17 protein-coding genes are annotated in these 16,401 nt (G+C 69.1%); 12 read left to right on the top strand and 5 right to left on the bottom strand.

What is annotated here, in order from left to right; genetic code table 11:
- Nucleotides 1-3: 3 nt before the first annotated feature.
- The 3 genes from ON19_RS39120 (at nt 4) to cysC (ending at nt 2,445) form a co-directional block, all read left to right on the top strand.
- Entirely contained in the window at nt 4-570 is a 567-nt protein-coding gene (locus ON19_RS39120) for a peptide deformylase (RefSeq protein WP_051169228.1), read from the top strand.
- The gene (locus ON19_RS23680; protein WP_043697083.1) at nt 567-1,817 is read left to right on the top strand and encodes an MFS transporter; all 1,251 of its coding nucleotides are present in this window, start codon (nt 567-569) and stop codon (nt 1,815-1,817) included. Before ON19_RS39120 ends, ON19_RS23680 begins: the two co-directional genes overlap by 4 nt.
- Before the next feature lie 73 nt (nt 1,818-1,890).
- Nucleotides 1,891-2,445, top strand: a complete 555-nt coding sequence (cysC, locus tag ON19_RS23675) for an adenylyl-sulfate kinase (protein ID WP_043697136.1) — start codon at nt 1,891-1,893, stop codon at nt 2,443-2,445.
- Between the two features lie 78 nt (nt 2,446-2,523).
- Here cysC and ON19_RS23670 read toward each other — a convergent pair whose 3' ends face one another.
- Nucleotides 2,524-3,213 (bottom strand): hypothetical protein, encoded by a 690-nt coding sequence (locus ON19_RS23670; RefSeq protein ID WP_043697080.1) that lies wholly within the window; start codon nt 3,211-3,213, stop codon nt 2,524-2,526.
- A gap of 194 nt (nt 3,214-3,407) precedes the next feature.
- On the opposite strand from ON19_RS23670, the gene ON19_RS23665 reads away from it, so the two are divergent.
- Both ON19_RS23665 and ON19_RS23660 read left to right on the top strand, forming a co-directional pair.
- Entirely contained in the window at nt 3,408-4,580 is a 1,173-nt protein-coding gene (locus ON19_RS23665; RefSeq protein ID WP_043697077.1) for an acyl-CoA dehydrogenase family protein, read from the top strand.
- Nucleotides 4,581-4,589: 9 nt separating this feature from the next.
- Nucleotides 4,590-5,714: an acyl-CoA dehydrogenase family protein gene (locus ON19_RS23660; RefSeq protein ID WP_043697073.1), complete on the top strand. Its 1,125-nt coding sequence runs from the start codon at nt 4,590-4,592 to the stop codon at nt 5,712-5,714.
- A gap of 39 nt (nt 5,715-5,753) precedes the next feature.
- On the opposite strand, the gene ON19_RS23655 is transcribed toward ON19_RS23660, so the two are convergent.
- Nucleotides 5,754-6,188: a hypothetical protein gene (locus tag ON19_RS23655; RefSeq protein ID WP_043697071.1), complete on the bottom strand. Its 435-nt coding sequence runs from the start codon at nt 6,186-6,188 to the stop codon at nt 5,754-5,756.
- A gap of 347 nt (nt 6,189-6,535) precedes the next feature.
- Here ON19_RS23655 and ON19_RS23650 point away from each other — a divergent pair, with 347 nt between their 5' ends.
- Nucleotides 6,536-6,775: a hypothetical protein gene (locus tag ON19_RS23650; protein WP_051169234.1), complete on the top strand. Its 240-nt coding sequence runs from the start codon at nt 6,536-6,538 to the stop codon at nt 6,773-6,775.
- Nucleotides 6,776-6,864: 89 nt separating this feature from the next.
- Nucleotides 6,865-7,695: a GNAT family N-acetyltransferase gene (locus ON19_RS23645; protein ID WP_043697065.1), complete on the top strand. Its 831-nt coding sequence runs from the start codon at nt 6,865-6,867 to the stop codon at nt 7,693-7,695.
- Between the two features lie 90 nt (nt 7,696-7,785).
- Here ON19_RS23645 and ON19_RS23640 read toward each other — a convergent pair whose 3' ends face one another.
- The 3 genes from ON19_RS23640 to ON19_RS40630 are packed head-to-tail and all read right to left on the bottom strand — an operon-like array spanning nt 7,786 to nt 12,508.
- A complete protein-coding gene (locus ON19_RS23640; protein ID WP_043697063.1) occupies nt 7,786-9,396 on the bottom strand; it encodes a serine/threonine-protein kinase in 1,611 nt (536 codons plus the stop codon).
- Between the two features lie 3 nt (nt 9,397-9,399).
- Nucleotides 9,400-11,220: a serine/threonine-protein kinase gene (locus ON19_RS23635; protein WP_043697060.1), complete on the bottom strand. Its 1,821-nt coding sequence runs from the start codon at nt 11,218-11,220 to the stop codon at nt 9,400-9,402.
- Complete coding sequence (locus ON19_RS40630) at nt 11,204-12,508, bottom strand: serine/threonine-protein kinase (RefSeq protein ID WP_083899580.1); 1,305 nt, start codon at nt 12,506-12,508, stop codon at nt 11,204-11,206. The genes ON19_RS23635 and ON19_RS40630 overlap by 17 nt, the downstream gene beginning before the upstream one ends.
- A 163-nt stretch (nt 12,509-12,671) precedes the next feature.
- On the opposite strand from ON19_RS40630, the gene ON19_RS23625 reads away from it, so the two are divergent.
- The 5 genes from ON19_RS23625 to ON19_RS23610 all read left to right on the top strand — a co-directional run.
- Complete coding sequence (locus ON19_RS23625) at nt 12,672-13,439, top strand: deoxyribonuclease IV (protein ID WP_043697057.1); 768 nt, start codon at nt 12,672-12,674, stop codon at nt 13,437-13,439.
- A 104-nt stretch (nt 13,440-13,543) separates the two neighbouring features.
- Complete coding sequence (locus tag ON19_RS23620; protein WP_043697130.1) at nt 13,544-14,476, top strand: TauD/TfdA dioxygenase family protein; 933 nt, start codon at nt 13,544-13,546, stop codon at nt 14,474-14,476.
- 158 nt (nt 14,477-14,634) lie between these two features.
- Nucleotides 14,635-15,855 (top strand): CaiB/BaiF CoA transferase family protein, encoded by a 1,221-nt coding sequence (locus ON19_RS23615; protein ID WP_043697054.1) that lies wholly within the window; start codon nt 14,635-14,637, stop codon nt 15,853-15,855.
- Complete coding sequence (locus tag ON19_RS42185) at nt 15,852-16,019, top strand: hypothetical protein (protein ID WP_157229815.1); 168 nt, start codon at nt 15,852-15,854, stop codon at nt 16,017-16,019. The genes ON19_RS23615 and ON19_RS42185 overlap by 4 nt, the downstream gene beginning before the upstream one ends.
- Nucleotides 16,016-16,401 (top strand): hydroxymethylglutaryl-CoA lyase-like TIM-barrel protein (locus ON19_RS23610; protein WP_043697051.1); only part of this gene is annotated, 386 nt, incomplete at its 3' end. The genes ON19_RS42185 and ON19_RS23610, both read left to right, overlap by 4 nt.

Genomic DNA, 16,401 nt, shown 5'->3' with positions numbered 1-16,401 from the left:
CAGATGGCGCAGGACGTCCGAATCGTACGTTTCGACGCGCCCGGTCCTCGTCTGCGGGCGAAATCCGTACGTGACCTGAAACCAGACGCCATCGACCTCGCCGCCATCACAGCCGGGCTGACCACCGTGCTCAGGCGGTACCGGCGGTCGGGCGTAGCCGCGCCGGTCATCGGGCATCCGGTCCGGATGATCGCGCTGGATACCACCGGCATGTGCCAAGTCCGGCGTCTGTCCGGTGTGGAATCCGGAGTCGTCGTGCACTGCGACCCGGAGATCACTCCGCTTGCTGCGGAGACAGTCGAGGACTATGAAACCTGCGTCGGGCTCCCGCGAATGACGGGCTCGGTCGCTCGCCCGTCACGGATTCGCTATCGCGCGACGACGAGCTCCGGAGAACCCGTCGACTGGGAGTTGTTCGGTCGCGCGGCTCGGGTGGTAGCCCACCAAGTCGATCATCTCGACGGCGTCCTCTTCCTCGATCACGCCGATCCGACCAGCGTGGCGCCCTTGCCCCGGCCTCTTCGCGATGACCTCGACGATGACCGCACGACAGTGGGTTTCGCGGAATGAAGGCACTGCTCGCCCTCAACGGTTCCGCACGCCTTCTCGTGCTCGCCGCGCTGGTGAATTCGACCGGCACGGGGTTGTTCCTAGCCGGGGCGGTGTTGTTCTACACCACCTACCTGGACATTCCGATCACGATGGTGGGTGCCGGGCTCGGGATCGCGGCCATAGCCGGAATCTTCGGGAGCGTCCCATTGGCCGGATCGGCCGACCGGTTCGGAGCGGTGCGCACCCTGGCGGCGCTCTATTGCGCGCTGGGCTTCGTGTACTGCGCCTACCTGCTCATCAACGGAGTCGCCGGCTTCGTCGTGGCGGTGTCCGTGGCAACAGTGATCATGCGCGCCGTGCCACCGGTGAATCAAGCGGTGGCGGGCATGGTAGTCACGGGCATCGAGCGCTCGACTGTTCTGGCGACGATGCGCGCCACCCGGAACGGCGGAGTCATGGTGGGATCGGCCCTCGCTGGTCTCGGCCTCGCGGCTGCGGGAACCACCGGCTACTTGATCATGCTCTTGGGCAATGCCGCCTCTTATCTGATCTGCGGCGCTCTCGTCTACCGGCTGCGCTCACTGGAGAAGACGCCCCTCGAAGTACGCGCTCGCGGGCTGCCCGTCGTGCGAAACGTTCGATATCTCGCGCTCGGCCTGGCCAACGGCATGCTCGGGCTGCACGCCACGATGATGATCGTGGCGCTGCCCCTGTGGACGACCGCTCGTTCCGATGTGCACGATGCGTTCATCCCGATGATCGTCACGATCGGGGCGCTGCTGGTGGTGCTCTTGCAGGTTCCGCTCAGCAGGGGGGTCGACTCCATACGCTCCGCTCGCTCGGCGGTGGTCCGCGCCGGTATCGCGCTAGGGGTCTCCTGCCTGCTGATGGCACTGATGGCCGAGGCGGACGGCCCGATACTCGGCGCGGTGGTGTTGCTCATGGTGATCAGCACCTTGACCATCGGGGAGATCTACCAGACGTCGTCGGCTTGGGTCATCTCGCACGATCTGGCGCCGGAGGGGCGGCGATCCGAGTACATCGCGACATTTTCGCTGGGCATGTCAGTCCAGCAGATTATCGGGCCACCGCTGTTCAGCGCGATTGTCGCTCGCTTCGGCACACCCGGCTGGCTGGCGCTCGGAGTGGGGTTCGTCGTCGCGAGCGTCGTATATCGGCAGAGCATCTCCCGACTGTTCCCGGAATCGATAGCCGAGAACCCCTCGGCGGCGTCGGAACCCCTTCAGGAAGGAGATCGTCGTTGAGTGATGCTCGGGTGAAATGCGTGGGACCGCCATGACATACGGCCCGGATTCCCGGTTGCGTTCGGAGTACGCGATGCCACCGCGCGGCGCCGTGCGTGTCCGACCTCGCCGAGGTGCGACAGTGTGGTTCACCGGCTTGTCCGGAGCAGGCAAGACGACGATTGCCGCGCAGTTGCACGACAGGCTGGCACGTGCCGGTCGTGCCGTTTATCTGCTCGACGGCGACGGCTTGCGAGCCGGTCTCAACTCGGACCTCGGATTCAGCGATGCGGATCGCCACGAAAGCGTACGACGCGCCGGTGAAGTGGCGGCCCTGTTCGCCGATGCCGGACTCGTCGTCCTCGTGGCTCTCATCAGCCCGTTCGAAGCCGGTCGTCGCCGTGCACGGCTCGCTCACGAAGACATCGGAGTCGCCTTTCACGAAGTGTTCGTCGACACTCCACTTCCGGTTTGCGAGACGCGCGATCCGAAAGGCCTCTACCGTGCCGCGCGTCGTGGCGAGCTGCGAGCTTTCACGGGCATCAGTTCTCCGTACGAACGCCCCCGAACTCCTGATCTCACGGTCGTGCCGAGCGACGGGACCCCTGCTCGAATCGCGGAAGCGATCCACAGCAAACTGGCCCTCTGAGCGCAGTTCGGGAAGTCTCCGGTCGGGGCATCACCAGCGCGGCGGACGTAGCCGTCGTCCATCGCGCCGCCGGTTCGGCTAGGGGGCGGGTGCGGGCTGGGGGGCCGCCGGTGCCGGTTGCGGTAACGCGGGGGCCGAAGCCGGGTAATCCGGAACGGTGAACAACCCCACTGTGGGCGTCATCACACAGTGGGCGAACGGGTAGTCGATGATGCCCCACATCGAAGCGATCACGGTGCCCGGTCCGCTCCTGACCGTCTTGGACAGCGACGGCAGGCGGTACTCGGTCACGTCGTCGAGCGGGTCGATGCCGCTGGCGCCGGTGTTGACGTTCACCCATGCGACGACGAGCCCGGAGGCCAGCGGTGCGCCGGAGTGCGAGGGCGTCGCGCTGAAGCGCAGTTCGCCGGGTGCGACGTTGAGGTCACGGCCGGTGCCGGAGCCGTCGGTCGTCGCGGCCGCGATGATCGTGGTGATCGGTCCGTTGCTGCCGCAGCCGAAGGTGGGCGCGGCGTAGGAGAACGGGGTGAACACGCTGGAGACGTCCCGCAGGTTCGCGGCGTCGACCATGGCGGCGTACCGCGTGAGCGCGCCGACGCCCTCCTGCGTGGACGGGTCGGCGCCCGCGATATCGGTCAGATGGGCCAGGCCGGCGTCCACCGGTGTCCGGGGCTGCTCGGCGATGGCCGGCGCGGAGAAGGTCAGAACCGCGCCGATGCCGAGGGATGCCGCCGCCGCGGCGGCGCGTGCGATGGTCCTGCCGTTCACTCGTTCTCCTCGATACCGAACCCTGCGGGGTCCCGACCCACCTGCAGCAACGTACCAGCTCGCGGCGGCCGCCGTCCCGGGGAGCGGGGCCGCCGATCGCGGGGGCCGTGCCGCCGCTTGTGATCCAGTCGACAATGGAGGATTACCGAGGGGTAGGTTTGACTCGGACGTACGAGACACGCAGGGAGATGCGTATGAAACTATCCTTGTCCCCCGACGACGTCGCCTTCCGCGACGAACTGCGCAAGTTCTATCGGACCGAGATCCCGGCCGAGATCCGCGAGCGCGTCCGGAACGGCCGCGAGCTGTCCCGCGACGACATCGTCACCACGCACAAGATCCTCAACGACCACGGCCTCGCGGTGCCCAACTGGCCCGTGGAGTGGGGCGGCAAGGATTGGACGCCGATGCAGCGCCACCTCTGGCAGGACGAGATGCAGCTCGCGTCCGTGCCGGAGCCGCTGACGTTCAACGCGCAGATGGTCGGCCCGGTGATCGCCCACTTCGGCTCGCAGGAGCTCAAGGAGCGCTTCCTGCCGCCCACCGCGGCGCTGGACATCTGGTGGTGCCAGGGCTTCTCCGAGCCCGACGCGGGCTCCGACCTGGCCGCGCTGCGCACCACCGCGGTCCGCGACGGTGATTCCTACATTGTCAACGGTCAGAAGATCTGGACCACGCTGGCCCAGTACGCGGACTGGATCTTCTGCCTGGTGCGCACCGACCCCAACGCGCCCAAGAAGCAGGCGGGCATCTCGTTCCTGCTGTTCGACGTGAAGTCGCCCGGCGTCACCATCCGCCCGATCAAGCTGATCGACGGCGGGTACGAGGTGAACGAGGTCTTCTTCGAGAACGTCCGGGTCCCGGCCGACCAGCTGGTCGGCGAGGAGAACATGGGCTGGACCTACGCGAAGTTCCTGCTCGGCAACGAGCGCACCGGCATCACCGGCGTCGGCCGCACCAAGGTCAAGCTCGGCGTGGCGAAGCAGTACGCGGCGCAGACCAAGTCGGGCAACGGCACGCTGCTGGAGGACCCGGTGTTCGCGGCGCGGGTCGCCGAACTGGAGAACGAGCTGCTCGCGCTGGAGCTCACCCAGCTGCGGGTGGTCTCCAACTCCTCGGACGGCAAGCCGAATCCGGCCTCCTCGGTGCTGAAGCTGCGCGGTTCCGAACTCCAGCAGGCGGCCACCGAGCTGTTGCTGGACATCGCCGGACCGGACGCCATCCCGGTGGCCGCCGACGACATCGCCTCGCCCGGCTGGGCGCAGCGCAGCGGCCCCGCCTACCTGAACTACCGCAAGACAACCATCTACGGAGGCTCCAGCGAGGTGCAGCGCACCATCATCGCCTCCACGATCCTCGGATTGTGAGGCGACACCATGGATTTCGATCTCACCGATGAGCAGGTCATGCTCCGCGACACGGTCCGTGACCTGCTCGCTCGCCCCTACGACGCCGAATCCCGGCTGAAGGTCGTCGACTCCGAACTGGGCTGGAGCCGCGACGTGTGGCGTCAGCTCGCCGATCTGGGCGTGCTCGGTCTGAGTTTCGCCGAGGAGGACGGCGGCGTCGGCGCCGGTCCGGTGGAGACGATGGTCGTGCTGGAGGAGGTGGGCCGCAGGCTCGCGCCGGAACCGATCCTGGACGCGGTGCTGGTACCCGGTGGCCTGATCGCCGCGGCGGGCAGCGCCGAACAGCGCCAGCGGATCCTGCCCGAGGTCGCCTCGGGTGCGAAGCTGCTCGCCTTCGCTCACGCCGAGCCCGGGGTGCGCTGGCCGTCGAGCGAGCCGGCGACCACCGCCGCGGCGCAGGGTGATTCGTACACGCTGACCGGCGTGAAGAACCCTGTCCCGCACGGCGACAGCGCCGACGAGCTGGTGGTCAGCGCCGCGCTGCCGGACGGCGGTGTGGGGCTGTTCCTGGTCGCGTCCGATGCGACGGGCGTGGTTCGCAAGTCCTACCGCACGGTGGACGGTCAGCGCGGCGCGCAGCTGGAGCTGACCGACGCGCCCGCCGAGCGGCTCGGCGAGGGGGACGCGGCCGAGACGATCGCGTCGGTGCTCACCCACGCACAGGCGAGCCTGTGCGCGGAGTCGGTCGGCGCGATGGAAGAGGCGTTGCGGCTGACCACCGAGTACCTGAAGCAGCGCAAGCAGTTCGGGGTCACCCTCTCGAAGTTCCAGACGCTCACGCAGCGGGCGGCCGACATGTACGTCTCGCTGGAACTGGCGCGCAGCATGAGCCTGTACGCCACGGCGTCGCTGGCGGACGGGGCCGACGATCCGGTGATCGCGTCGCGCGCGCGGCTGCAGGTCGGCCGCGCGGCCCGGCACATCGGGCAGGAGGCGATCCAGATGCACGGTGGCATCGGCGTCACCGCGGAGTACCCGGTCGGCCACTACGTCGCCCGGTTGACCGCGATCGAGCGCACCCTCGGCAGCGGACTCGAGCATCTGCGGGTGCTCAGCTCCCGGGTGGGCGACTACGAGCTGCCGGAACTGTAAGCAGTGCCGCGGTGGTGCGGGTGTACGCACCACCGCGGGTCACTCGTCTTCGGCCTGCGGGTTCGTGTGCAGTTGCGTGGGCGCCTCGTCCGATGACTCGCTCGTGGGCGTCCGCGCGGCGGCCGGTGGTCTCGGGTCCTCCGGCGGCGCGGCCTGCGAGGTGTCCTCGTGCGGATTCCGCGTGGACGGCTCGGCGGTGGTGCTGCTGATGAAGCCCGCGAACGGGGTCGGCCGCCGCTGATCGGCCGGCGCGATCCGCCACGTGGGCGAGGGCGGGATGACGACCCTCGGCGTCATCGAGCCGGTAGTGCTTTCGTGGACCACGGGTTCGGCGTATTCGCCCGCCTTCAGTGGCGGGGGCGGGACGTAGGTGTCCTGCTTGCCGACGCCGCAGGCGCCGATCAGGACGAGTCCGATGGAAACCGCTCCCGCGGCGATCGCCGGACCGGCGATCTTGGCCCTGCTGCTTTCCAACGGTGACGCTCCTCGTGTGTATCGAGTCGACTCACCATAATCGAGGCCGGTCGGCCAGGCGAGGCGAGTGGTCGCTGGGGTGCGCCGGACGGCGCGGTTAAAATAGTTCTGATTCAGATATCGAATTGGTCTCTTCGGCGTGTCGCGGGCACGTGTCGCTATCTTCCGGCGTCCCGGAGTCGTAGCGTGTGTGAGCAAAGTTACGCGTGAGACGCCGGTTTCAGGATGAGAGACACGTTGTGTGAGAACGTGATAGTGGTTCTCTGACCGGCGTCATCGAGGAGTAGATGATGGGAGCTTACTCGACAGCGTCGCGGCGTGGTTCATCCCACGCCGCGGAAGATGCGGTGTCGGCAACGGCGCAGCATCCCGCGTCGAATCAGCAGGCACGCACGCTGTCCACGATTCTGTCGCGGACGCTCGCCTGGTTGATCTTCATCGGCGGACTCGTCGGGGCGGTGCTCGGTATTGCCGGCCTGCACGTCGAAATAACCGTCGCCGGCCTCATTCTCGCGTGCACCGCGGGACTGGTGCTGCTCAAACTCCGCGCGGGTGGCGGCGAAGCGGGTGGTGGCGAAGCCGACTGAGCGAACCGGCCGGTCGCCTCGGTGCCCGGGCCTTCGATCGGCACGAGAAATCCGGACGCGCAACAGTTTCGGCGCCTACCGTGATTTCCATGAGGATCGAGATCACCACCGACGCCGCCGAGTTCCGCTCGGTCGCGGGGTCGTTCCTGCTCCGCGATCCATTGCGACACACCGTGATCACCACGAGTGTCGCCAACCACGTCACGGGCCTCGACGCCCCGGCCGAGCCATCGCGTTTCCTCACGGTCCACGGCACGGACGCCTCGGTCGTCGGCGCCGCCATGCGGGTGGCCGGTCGCGACGTGTACCTGGGCGAACTACCGCCCGAGGGCATTGCGGCGGTCGCTCGCGCGCTGGCCGACGTGGTCCCCGAGACCGCAGGCATCGAGGGCGTCGTCGACGACGCGACCGCGTTCGCCCAGCACTGGTGTGCGCTGCTGGGAAAGGGTTTTCACCAGAGCTACGTCACTCGGCTGCACCGGCTCGGCACGCTGCGGATCCCGGATGTGTCCGGGGCGCCACGCCGAGCCGGTGCGGCCGACGTCGCGCTGTGCCGGGACTGGCTGGCCGCCATGCGCGAGGAATCCGGCCAGGCGTCCGGACTGGACGAGGCCGCGATCCGGCGCCGAGTGGACGCCGGACGCTGGTGGCTGTGGGAACGCGACGGGGAACCGGTGAGCTTTGCCGGCCACCAGATCCCGATCCAGGGCTGGTCGCGGATCGGGCCCGTCTACACGCCGCCGCAGGCGCGCGGCCACGGCTACGCCAGCGCGGCCACCGCGCACGTCGCCCAGCTGCTGCGCGCCGAGGGCCTGGAGGTCTGCCTGTTCGCCGACAGCGCCAACGCCACGGCCAACCGGATCTACCGCACGATCGGCTTCCACCCGACCCACGCTTTCGCGCATTACGTCTTCGACTAGCCGGCCAGTCCGGTGCGCAGGGCCGCGGTGAACCAGGCGAACACCGGCGCGAGAGTCGCCTCGACGGGCGACCCGGCCCGGTCGCGCAACTCAATTCAGCGGCGCGGATTTCCACCAATCCAGGAACTCGGCGTCGGTGGCGATGAATCCGGCGCTGTACATCAGCATGGTCGCCCGGCCCTGGTCCGAGAACGCGGTGACCATGCGCGGGCGCAGGTTGCCGCTGTCGTGCAGCGTGTAGTTCGTGTAGCTGTGGCCGCTGTTGTTGGTGGCGGCCGCGCGGTCGTTGGCCGGTAACGCGTCGAGAACCGATTGCGCCTCGGCGGGCGAGCCGTAGAGGTAGAAGTCGAAGGACGCCTTGTTCGGCCCGCCGAAGCAGCTCCACATCACCAGCCAGGGGCCGAAGTCCGGGTCGTCGTGGTCGCGTGTCGTCGAGGAGTCCGGCGCGTGGGCGAAACAACCCGCCTTGTTGTAGCCGGTTCCGGAGTGCACCAGGCGCTGGGCGGAGGTCTCCGGCAACATGTCCGGGAACGCGGCGCTCAGTTCGGCCGCGCGGGCGCCGATCGTGGCTCGATCCGTGGTGGCCGCGACGGTCGTGGTCGGACGCTTGGTGGTCGGTGGCGCGGTGGTCGAGGTGGTCGGCGCGGGGATCGTCGTCGTCGGTGCGGCCGAGCCGGAGGACGTGGTGCCGCGCAGCGAGGCCGCCAGGAAGAGACCGGTGACGCCGACCACCATCAGTAGCCCGATCAAGGCGCCCACCGAGGCTTTCCGGCGCGAACGTCGCACCTGGTGGTCTGCCTCGTGCTGCGCGATCGGCGCATTCGCCCGGTGCGCCGCGTTATTCGACCCGGTCGGTGGCCACGGCGCCGCGGGCGCGGTGAGCGCCTGCCACGCGGCGGCGGCGAATTCGCCGCACGAGTCGAAGCGCTCGGCCGCGTGCTTGGCCATCGCCTTGGCCAGTACGGCGTCCAGCGCCACGGGCAACCCGGGGCGCAGCCTGCTGACCGGTGGCGGCGGTGCGTTGAGATGGCCCTGGATCACCGCGACCGGATTGGTGGCGTCGAACGGCACGGTGCCGGTCAGCAGCCGGAACAGGGTGCAGGCCAGCGAATACTGGTCGGCGCGGTGATCCAGCGGCGCACCGGAGAGCTGCTCCGGTGCGGCGTAGGCCAGGGTGGCGGTGAAGGTTCCGGTCTGGGTGAGCCCTCCCGCGTCGTCCCGCAAGCGAGCGATACCGAAGTCGGTGAGGAAGACGCGCTCCGCCGCGCCTTCGACGCGCTCCAGCAGAATGTTCGCCGGTTTCACGTCGCGGTGCAGCACACCGCGGCTGTGCGCGAAATCCAGTGCCTCGGCCGTCGCCGCGACGATCTGCACCGCCCGCTGCGGCGGCAGCGTCCACGCGTCCAGCGCGGCGGCGTCGGTGCCGTCGATGTAGCGCATGCAGATCCACAGCCGGTCGCCCTCGACGCCCCGGTCGAACACCGTGACGATGTTCGGGTGGTCCAGCCGCGCGACGAGATCCGCCTCCCGCACGAAGCGGGCGCGGATCTCCTTGTCGTCGAACAGCTCCGGGTTCAACAGCTTCATCGCCGTCAACCGGGGTAGCCGCGGATGCCGGGCCAGGTACACCGATCCCATCCCGCCGCGGCCGAGCAGGCGTTCGATGGTGTACCCGGCGAATACCTCGCCGGTGCTGAGCACGGGTCAGTTCAGCGGAGCCGAGCGCCACCAGCGCAGCAGCTCGTCGATGGTGGTGTGGGCGAAGCCGTCGGTGTACATCAGGAACTGAGTCCGATCCGGGTCGCCGGTGAACGCCGTGATCATCTTGGCGCCTTCGTCGACGTACTTGTAGTTGGTGTAGGTCTTTCCGCCGTTGGTGTCGGTGGACTTGGTGGCCGAGGAGGGCAGGCCCTTCAGCACCGCCTGTACGTCGGCCGGGGTCTTGTAGGCGTAGATGCGGTAGTACGGATCTTCGTTGTTGCCGCCTTTGAAGCAGCGCCATTGCGCGGCCCAGTCGCCGAACTCCGGGTCACCCTTGGACGGCGACGGCGGTGAACTCGGCGAGGCCAGCCAGCACTCGGCGCCGTTGTAACCGATCTCCTCGGTCTTGGAGGCGGGCACCATCCGCGGGAACTCCGCGCTGACCGACTCCGGGGTCGCGTCGACGAGATTCGGTTTCACCACCGAGGTGGTCGTGGTGTCGGCTTGGTTCGAGCCCGAGTCCGAGACCGCGCCGATGATGCCCAGCACCACCACGATCAGCACGACCACGCCCACCGCCAAACCGACGATCAGACCGGTGTTCTTCTTCGGCGGCGGTCCGGCCGAAGGGTGGCTGTGCGCGCCGTACGGCGGCGCGGGCGGCGCGGCGAAGGAGGCGAACCCGGATTGCTGGTGGGCGTACGGGTTGACGGCCGTGGGCTGCGGCGCCGGGCCGGTGCGCGGACCGGAGTTCGCCACCGGGGCGGGCGGGGGAGTCGCGGCCGATGCCGCCGCGAGCGAATTCGGCCCGCTGGTGTGCGGAGGGTTCACCTGGTGGCCGGGGCCGCTGGTGTAGTTGCCCTGCGCCACCGGATACGGCGAACCGGTGGTCGGGATCTGCGGCCCGGTGCTCGGGCGCGGCCCGGCGGTCGGCTGCGGTGGGCCGGTGACCGGGCGTGGACCGCCCACCACCGGCATCGACGGCACGCTGGAACCGGTGAGCGCCTGCCTGGCGGCCGCGGCGAACTCCGCGCAGCTGCCGTAACGGTCGTCGGGGCGTTTGGCCATCGCCCTGGCCAGGACGCCGTCCAATGCGAAGGGCAGCCCGGGCCGGGCGCTGCTCAGCGCGGGCGGCGCGCCCTGCAGATGCCCCTGGATGACCGCGGCCGGGTTGGTCGCGGAGAACGGGCCGGTGCCGGTGAACAACCAGAACAGCGAGCAGGCCAGCGAATACTGGTCGGAGCGGTGGTCCAGCGAGGCGCCGGTGAGCTGTTCGGGCGAGGCGTAGGCGAGGGTGGCCGTGAAAGTTCCGGTCTGGGTGAGATGACCGGTGTCGTCGCGCAGCCGCGCGATGCCGAAGTCGGTGAGGTACACCCGTTCACCGCGACCGGCGCTGGAACGGGCCAGCAGGATGTTGGCGGGCTTCACGTCACGGTGCAGCACGCCGCTGCCGTGCGCGTAGTCCAGCGCGTCGGCGGTCTCCTTGATGATCTGCACCGCGCGTTCGGGCGGCAGCGATTTCGGTTCCACCGAGGCGGCGTCGATGCCGTCGACGTACTGCATCGAAATCCACAACTGCTCGTCCTCGAGCCCGCGGTCGTAGACCGTGACGATGTTCGGGTGATCGAGCTGGGCGACCAGATCCGCCTCCCGTTCGAACCGCGCCCGCACCTCCTTGTCGAAGAACATCTCCCGATTCAGCAGCTTCAGCGCGGTCATCCGCGGCAGCCGCGGATGTTTCGCCAGGTAGACCGAACCCATGCCACCGCGGCCGAGTTGCCGCTCGATGACATAGCCGGCGAAAACATCACCGCTGGCCAGCATGACTGCTCCACTTCCCGCCGCGCGCCGGGACCCACCGGCGAACAGGCGTACAGCAAAAGAATGCGTGGCCGGAGATGGGCCCGACCACGGAAAACATCGAAACCATAGCAGTAGTCGCGCCCCGCCTATCGCTCGTCGAGCGTGGTGACGTGCGGGCGATCGACGGAGGCGGACCGCCCGGCGGGGGCCGGGCGTCCGGAGGTTGCTGGTGCGGCCGTACCGCCGATCCCGGGCGCATGGGCAGGTTGGGCAACTCGATCAGGCCGGGGTGCGCGGGGCGGCGCGGCGGCAGGAAGCTCGGGCGCGGCGCGGGTGGGCGGGGCAGTTCCTGCGGCCTCGCTCGGTGCTGCGGAACGGGATTCGGTGGGGCGTTCGGAGGTGTGCGGTGCGTCGGCGCGGTCGGGTGCCCGTCGGGGTGGAGGCCGTGCCGAGGCGCCGTTCGGTGCCTGCCCGGGTGTCCGGCGAGGGCGTGCTTCGCCGCGGCGGCGAACTCGGCGCAGCTGGCGAACCGATCCGCTGGGCGCTTGGCCAGGGCGCGAGCCAGCACCGGATCGAGCGCGGGCGGCAGGCCGGGACGCACCCGGCTGAGTGCCGGGATCGGCGCGTACAGATGGTTGTTCACCACGGCCGCCGGGTTCGCTCCGGGATACGGCGGCGCGCCGGTGAGCATCCAGAACAGCGTGCAGGCCAGCGAGTACTGATCGGCCCGGTCGTCCAGCGGCCGGCCGATCAACTGTTCCGGCGCGCCGAAGGCGAGTGTCGCGGTGATCGTGCCCGACGAGCCGATCGTGCTCTCCGCGCCGCGGATGCCCGCGATGCCGAAGTCGGTGAACAGCACCCGTTCCGGCTGCCCGATCGGGGCCTTGGCCAGCAGGATGTTCGCCGGTTTCACATCGCGGTGCAGCACCTGGTTGGCGTGCGCGAAATCGAGCGCGGCGGCGGTGTCGGCCACGATCTGCACCGCGCGGCCGGGGGCGAGCACGTCGACGTCCGCGCAGGAGGCGTCCGCGCCGGGCACGTACTGCATGGAGATCCACAGCTGCCGGTCCTCCGCGCCGCGATCGAACACCGTGACGATGTTCGGATGGTCCAGCTGCGCCACCAGATCGGCCTCACGCTCGAAGCGGCGGCGGATGTCGGTGTCGGCGTAGAGATCGCGCTTCAGCAGCTTCAGTGCCGTCAGCCGGGGCAGGCGCGGATGCTGGGCCAGGTACACGGTGCCCATACCGCCGTGGCCGAGAATGCGCTTGATGACGTAGCCTGCGAAGACGTCGCCGATCTGCAACACCGTTACACCGCCTTGTCGAGTCGAGCGCGCGGACACTATCCATGTATCTCGCCGGGCCATCGGGATGCAACAGTCGCGGCGAAACCTCCGGTCGTCGACCTGCGGCACGGTCACCTCGGTCCAGGCACCGTTTCTTGACACACCCACTCGTTAAGGTGACCGCATGCGCATTGGAGCACACGTCCGGCTCGACAGCGACCCGATCGGCTTCGGCGAGAAACTCGGCGCCGACGTCATCCAGATGTTCGTGGTCGACCCGCAGAGCTGGGACAAACCCACCCCCCATCCGCGGACCGAGGAGATCCTCGCGAGCCCGATCGAGGTCGTGGTGCACTCCTCCTATCAGATCAACGTCGCGAGCCTGAACAACCGGCTGCGCATGCCCTCACGCAACGCGGTGGCGCAGCAGGCGAAGGCGGCCGCCGAGCTCGGCGCGTTCGGCCTGGTGGTGCACGGCGGGCACGTGCGTTCGGACGCCGAGCTGGACACCGGGATCGACAACTGGCGCAAACTGTTCGAGCGTCAGCAGGACAAGGGCGGTTTCGCGGTCCCCATCCTGATCGAGAACACGGCGGGCGGAAATCACGCCATGGCCAGGCACTTCGATTCCATCGCGCGGTTGTGGGACGCGGTCGGCGACTACGGCGCCGGCTTCTGCCTGGACACCTGCCACGCCTGGGCGGGCGGTGAGGAACTCGTCGGCGCCGTCGACCGAATCAAGCGGATCACCGGACGGATCGACCTGGTGCACCTGAACTCCTCACGCGACGAGTTCAACTCCGGCGCCGACCGGCACGCCAACTTCGCCGACGGCACCATCGACCCGCAACTGCTCGCGGAGGTGTGCCGGACGGCAGGCGCTCCCGTGGTCCTGGAAACCCCGGCCGACGGACTCGCGGAGGACCTGGCGTACCTGCGCGAGTGGGTATAGGGTCCCTCCTTTGTGATCAGGGCGACGAAAACCCTGGTCGGCGGGGTGGTTTCGGTGATGTGCTGCGACAGGCAGTAACCGATCTCGACAGCGAAGGTGATCTCATGACGGTCGCAACCGCCACCCCATCCACCGCCTCGGTGACCAGGCTCGGCGCCCGGATCGGCGCGCGGATCGACAACGTCCGGCTCGGCGGCGACGTGGACGCGGCCACCGTCGACGTGATCCATCGCGCGCTGCTGGAGCACAAGGTCATCTTCTTCCGTGGGCAGGACCACCTCACCGAGGACGGACAGTACGAGTTCGCCCAGCTGCTCGGCTCGCCGACCACCCCGCACCCGACGGTCACCTCGCACGGTGTGAAGAGCCTGGCGATCGATTCCGAGAACGGCCGCGCCAACAGCTGGCACACCGACGTCACCTTCGTCGACCGCGTCCCGAAGGCGTCCATCCTGCGCGCGGTGCACCTTCCGCCCTACGGCGGCGCCACCACCTGGGCGTCCACCGTCGCGGCCTACGAGTCGCTGCCGGAGCCGCTGAAGCGGCTCGCCGAGTCCCTGCGCGCCGTGCACACCAACGTCTACGACTACGCCGCGCGCACCGGGGAGGAGCAGCGCCCCGACTCCGGCGCCTACCGCGCCGAGTTCGAGTCCACCTACTACGAGACCGAGCATCCGGTGGTGCGCGTGCACCCCGAGACCGGGGAGCGCGCATTGCTGCTCGGCCATTTCGTCAAGCATTTCGTCGGGCTCTCCAGCACGGAGTCGCACGCCCTTTTCCGACTGTTCCAGGACCGGGTGACCCGTCTGGAGAACACCGCCCGCTGGAACTGGGCGCCGGGCGACGTCGCCATCTGGGACAACCGTGCCACCCAGCACTACGCCATCGACGACTACGACGACCAGCCGCGCAAGCTGACCCGCATCACGCTCGCCGGCGACGTCCCGGTCGGCGTCGACGGATCGGCGAGCACCATCATCGCGGGCAACGCCGAGCACTACTCGATCATCGAGGACACGCAACTGCTCGCGTCCTGAGCGGACCCCGCATGGTTGCCGGGCGCGAACCCGGCCATTGAGGGGCCATGCGGTGTCCCCGGATTCCGGATGGGACGGCTCGGTCGCTAGACGGGCCGTGAACACGCAGCGCCGCAGGCGCTGCAAAAACCAACCCAGCATGGTCCACACTGGTTGCCATGAGTATTCGGCCGCTGGACGGGGTGCGCGTCCTGGAACTCGGCAATTACATCGCCGCGCCGACCGCCGGGCGCATCCTCGGTGACTTCGGCGCCGAGGTGATCAAGGTGGAGCGCCCGAAAGCCGGTGACGAGTTGCGCAACTGGCGGCTCTACGGCGGCGACACCTCGATGCTCTATCGGACGATCAATCGCAACAAGAAGTCGATCACGCTGGATCTGCGCACCGAGGCGGGGCGTCGCATCGTGCTCGACCTGGTCCGGCGCTGTGACGTCCTGCTGGAGAATTTCCGGCCCGGCATGCTGGAGAAGTGGGGCCTGGGCCCGGAGGTGCTGAACGAGGCGAATCCGGATCTGGTGATCACCAGGATCTCCGCCTACGGGCAGACCGGGCCGATGTCGCAGCGCCCCGGGTTCGCCGCGGTGGCCGAGGCGGTCGGTGGCCTGCGCGAACTGGTCGGCGATCCGGACCGTCCCCCGGTGCGCACCGGCGTCTCGATCGGCGACTCCATCGCGGGCGTCTACGCCGCGTTCGGCACCGTGATGGCGCTGTTCCAGCGTGAGCGTCGCACCGAGCGGGACGCGCCGGTTCCGCTGCGGGAGCGCGTGATCGACGTGGCGCTCAACGAGGCGATCCTGTCGGTGATGGAATCGCTGGTGCCGGATTATCTGGCCTACGGCATCCAGCGCGAACGCGTGGGCGGCCGGATGGAGGGCATCGCGCCGAGCAATGCCTACCCGTGCTCCGATGGGACCAGCATCATCATCGGCGGCAACGGCGACGCCATTTTCCAGCGCTACATGGCGGTCATCGATCGGCCCGATCTGGCCGCCGACCCGGAACTCCAGGACAACGCAGGCCGCTGGCGCCACCGTGAGCGGCTGGACGCGGCCATCGGCGAGTGGACGGTCCGGCGCAGCCGCGCGGAGGCGCTGAAGATCCTCGAAGCCGCCGCGATTCCGTGCGGCCCGATCTACACCGCGGCCGACATCGTGGCCGACGAGCAGTATCGGGCGCGCAACATGATCCAGCCGTTCGCCGTGGACGTCGGCGCGCCGGAGCCCAAGGTCGTCGGGTTTCCCGGCATCGTCCCGGTGATCGGCGAACAGTCCCTTCCCATCCGTACCGTCGGCCCCGACCTGGGTGAGCACACCCGGGAAGTGCTGTCCGACGTGCTCGGCATGACCGAGGCCGAGATCGACGCGTTGGAGGCGCCATGACCATGCAGCCGCACGACCGGAGGCGTCCGGAGGGACGCGGAGCGCGGGAACTGCGTGCGCCGGGCAGCAGCAGGCCCGCGGTGCAGCCGAACCCCACGGGGGCGGGCGAGAAGCCCTGGGGCGGCGTGATGTGCGGCCGCCGCCAGAAGCGGGAGCAGAGATGACCGCGCCGGTACTGCGCGACGTCACGCTGCGCGACGGACTGCAGCTGACCGGCAAGCTGCTGCCGGTGCAGCGCAAGGTGGACATCGTGCGCCGCTTGCTCGCACTGGGAGTGCCCGCGCTGGAGATCGGTTCGATGGCGCGCCCGGACCTGGTCGCGCCGATGGCGAACACCATGGAGCTGGTCGCGGCGCTGACGCCGGAGGAACTGCGCCGCTGCTGGGTGTGGGTGGCCACGCCGCGGCACGTGGAGAAGGCCGCCGCGGCCGGGGTGCGCAACTTCCAGTACTGCTTCTCGGTCTCCGACGCGCACAATCGGGCGAACATCGGACGCGACACCGCCGACAGCCTCGCCGCCATGCCCGACGCGGTGCGCCTGGCCCG

Origin of the sequence: Nocardia abscessus NBRC 100374, assembly GCF_000308455.1 — a bacterium.
GTDB classification, from domain to species: Bacteria; Actinomycetota; Actinomycetes; order Mycobacteriales; family Mycobacteriaceae; genus Nocardia; species Nocardia abscessus.
The sequence above is the reverse complement of the archived record's forward strand: the minus strand, read 5'-3'. Positions and strand labels throughout refer to the sequence as shown.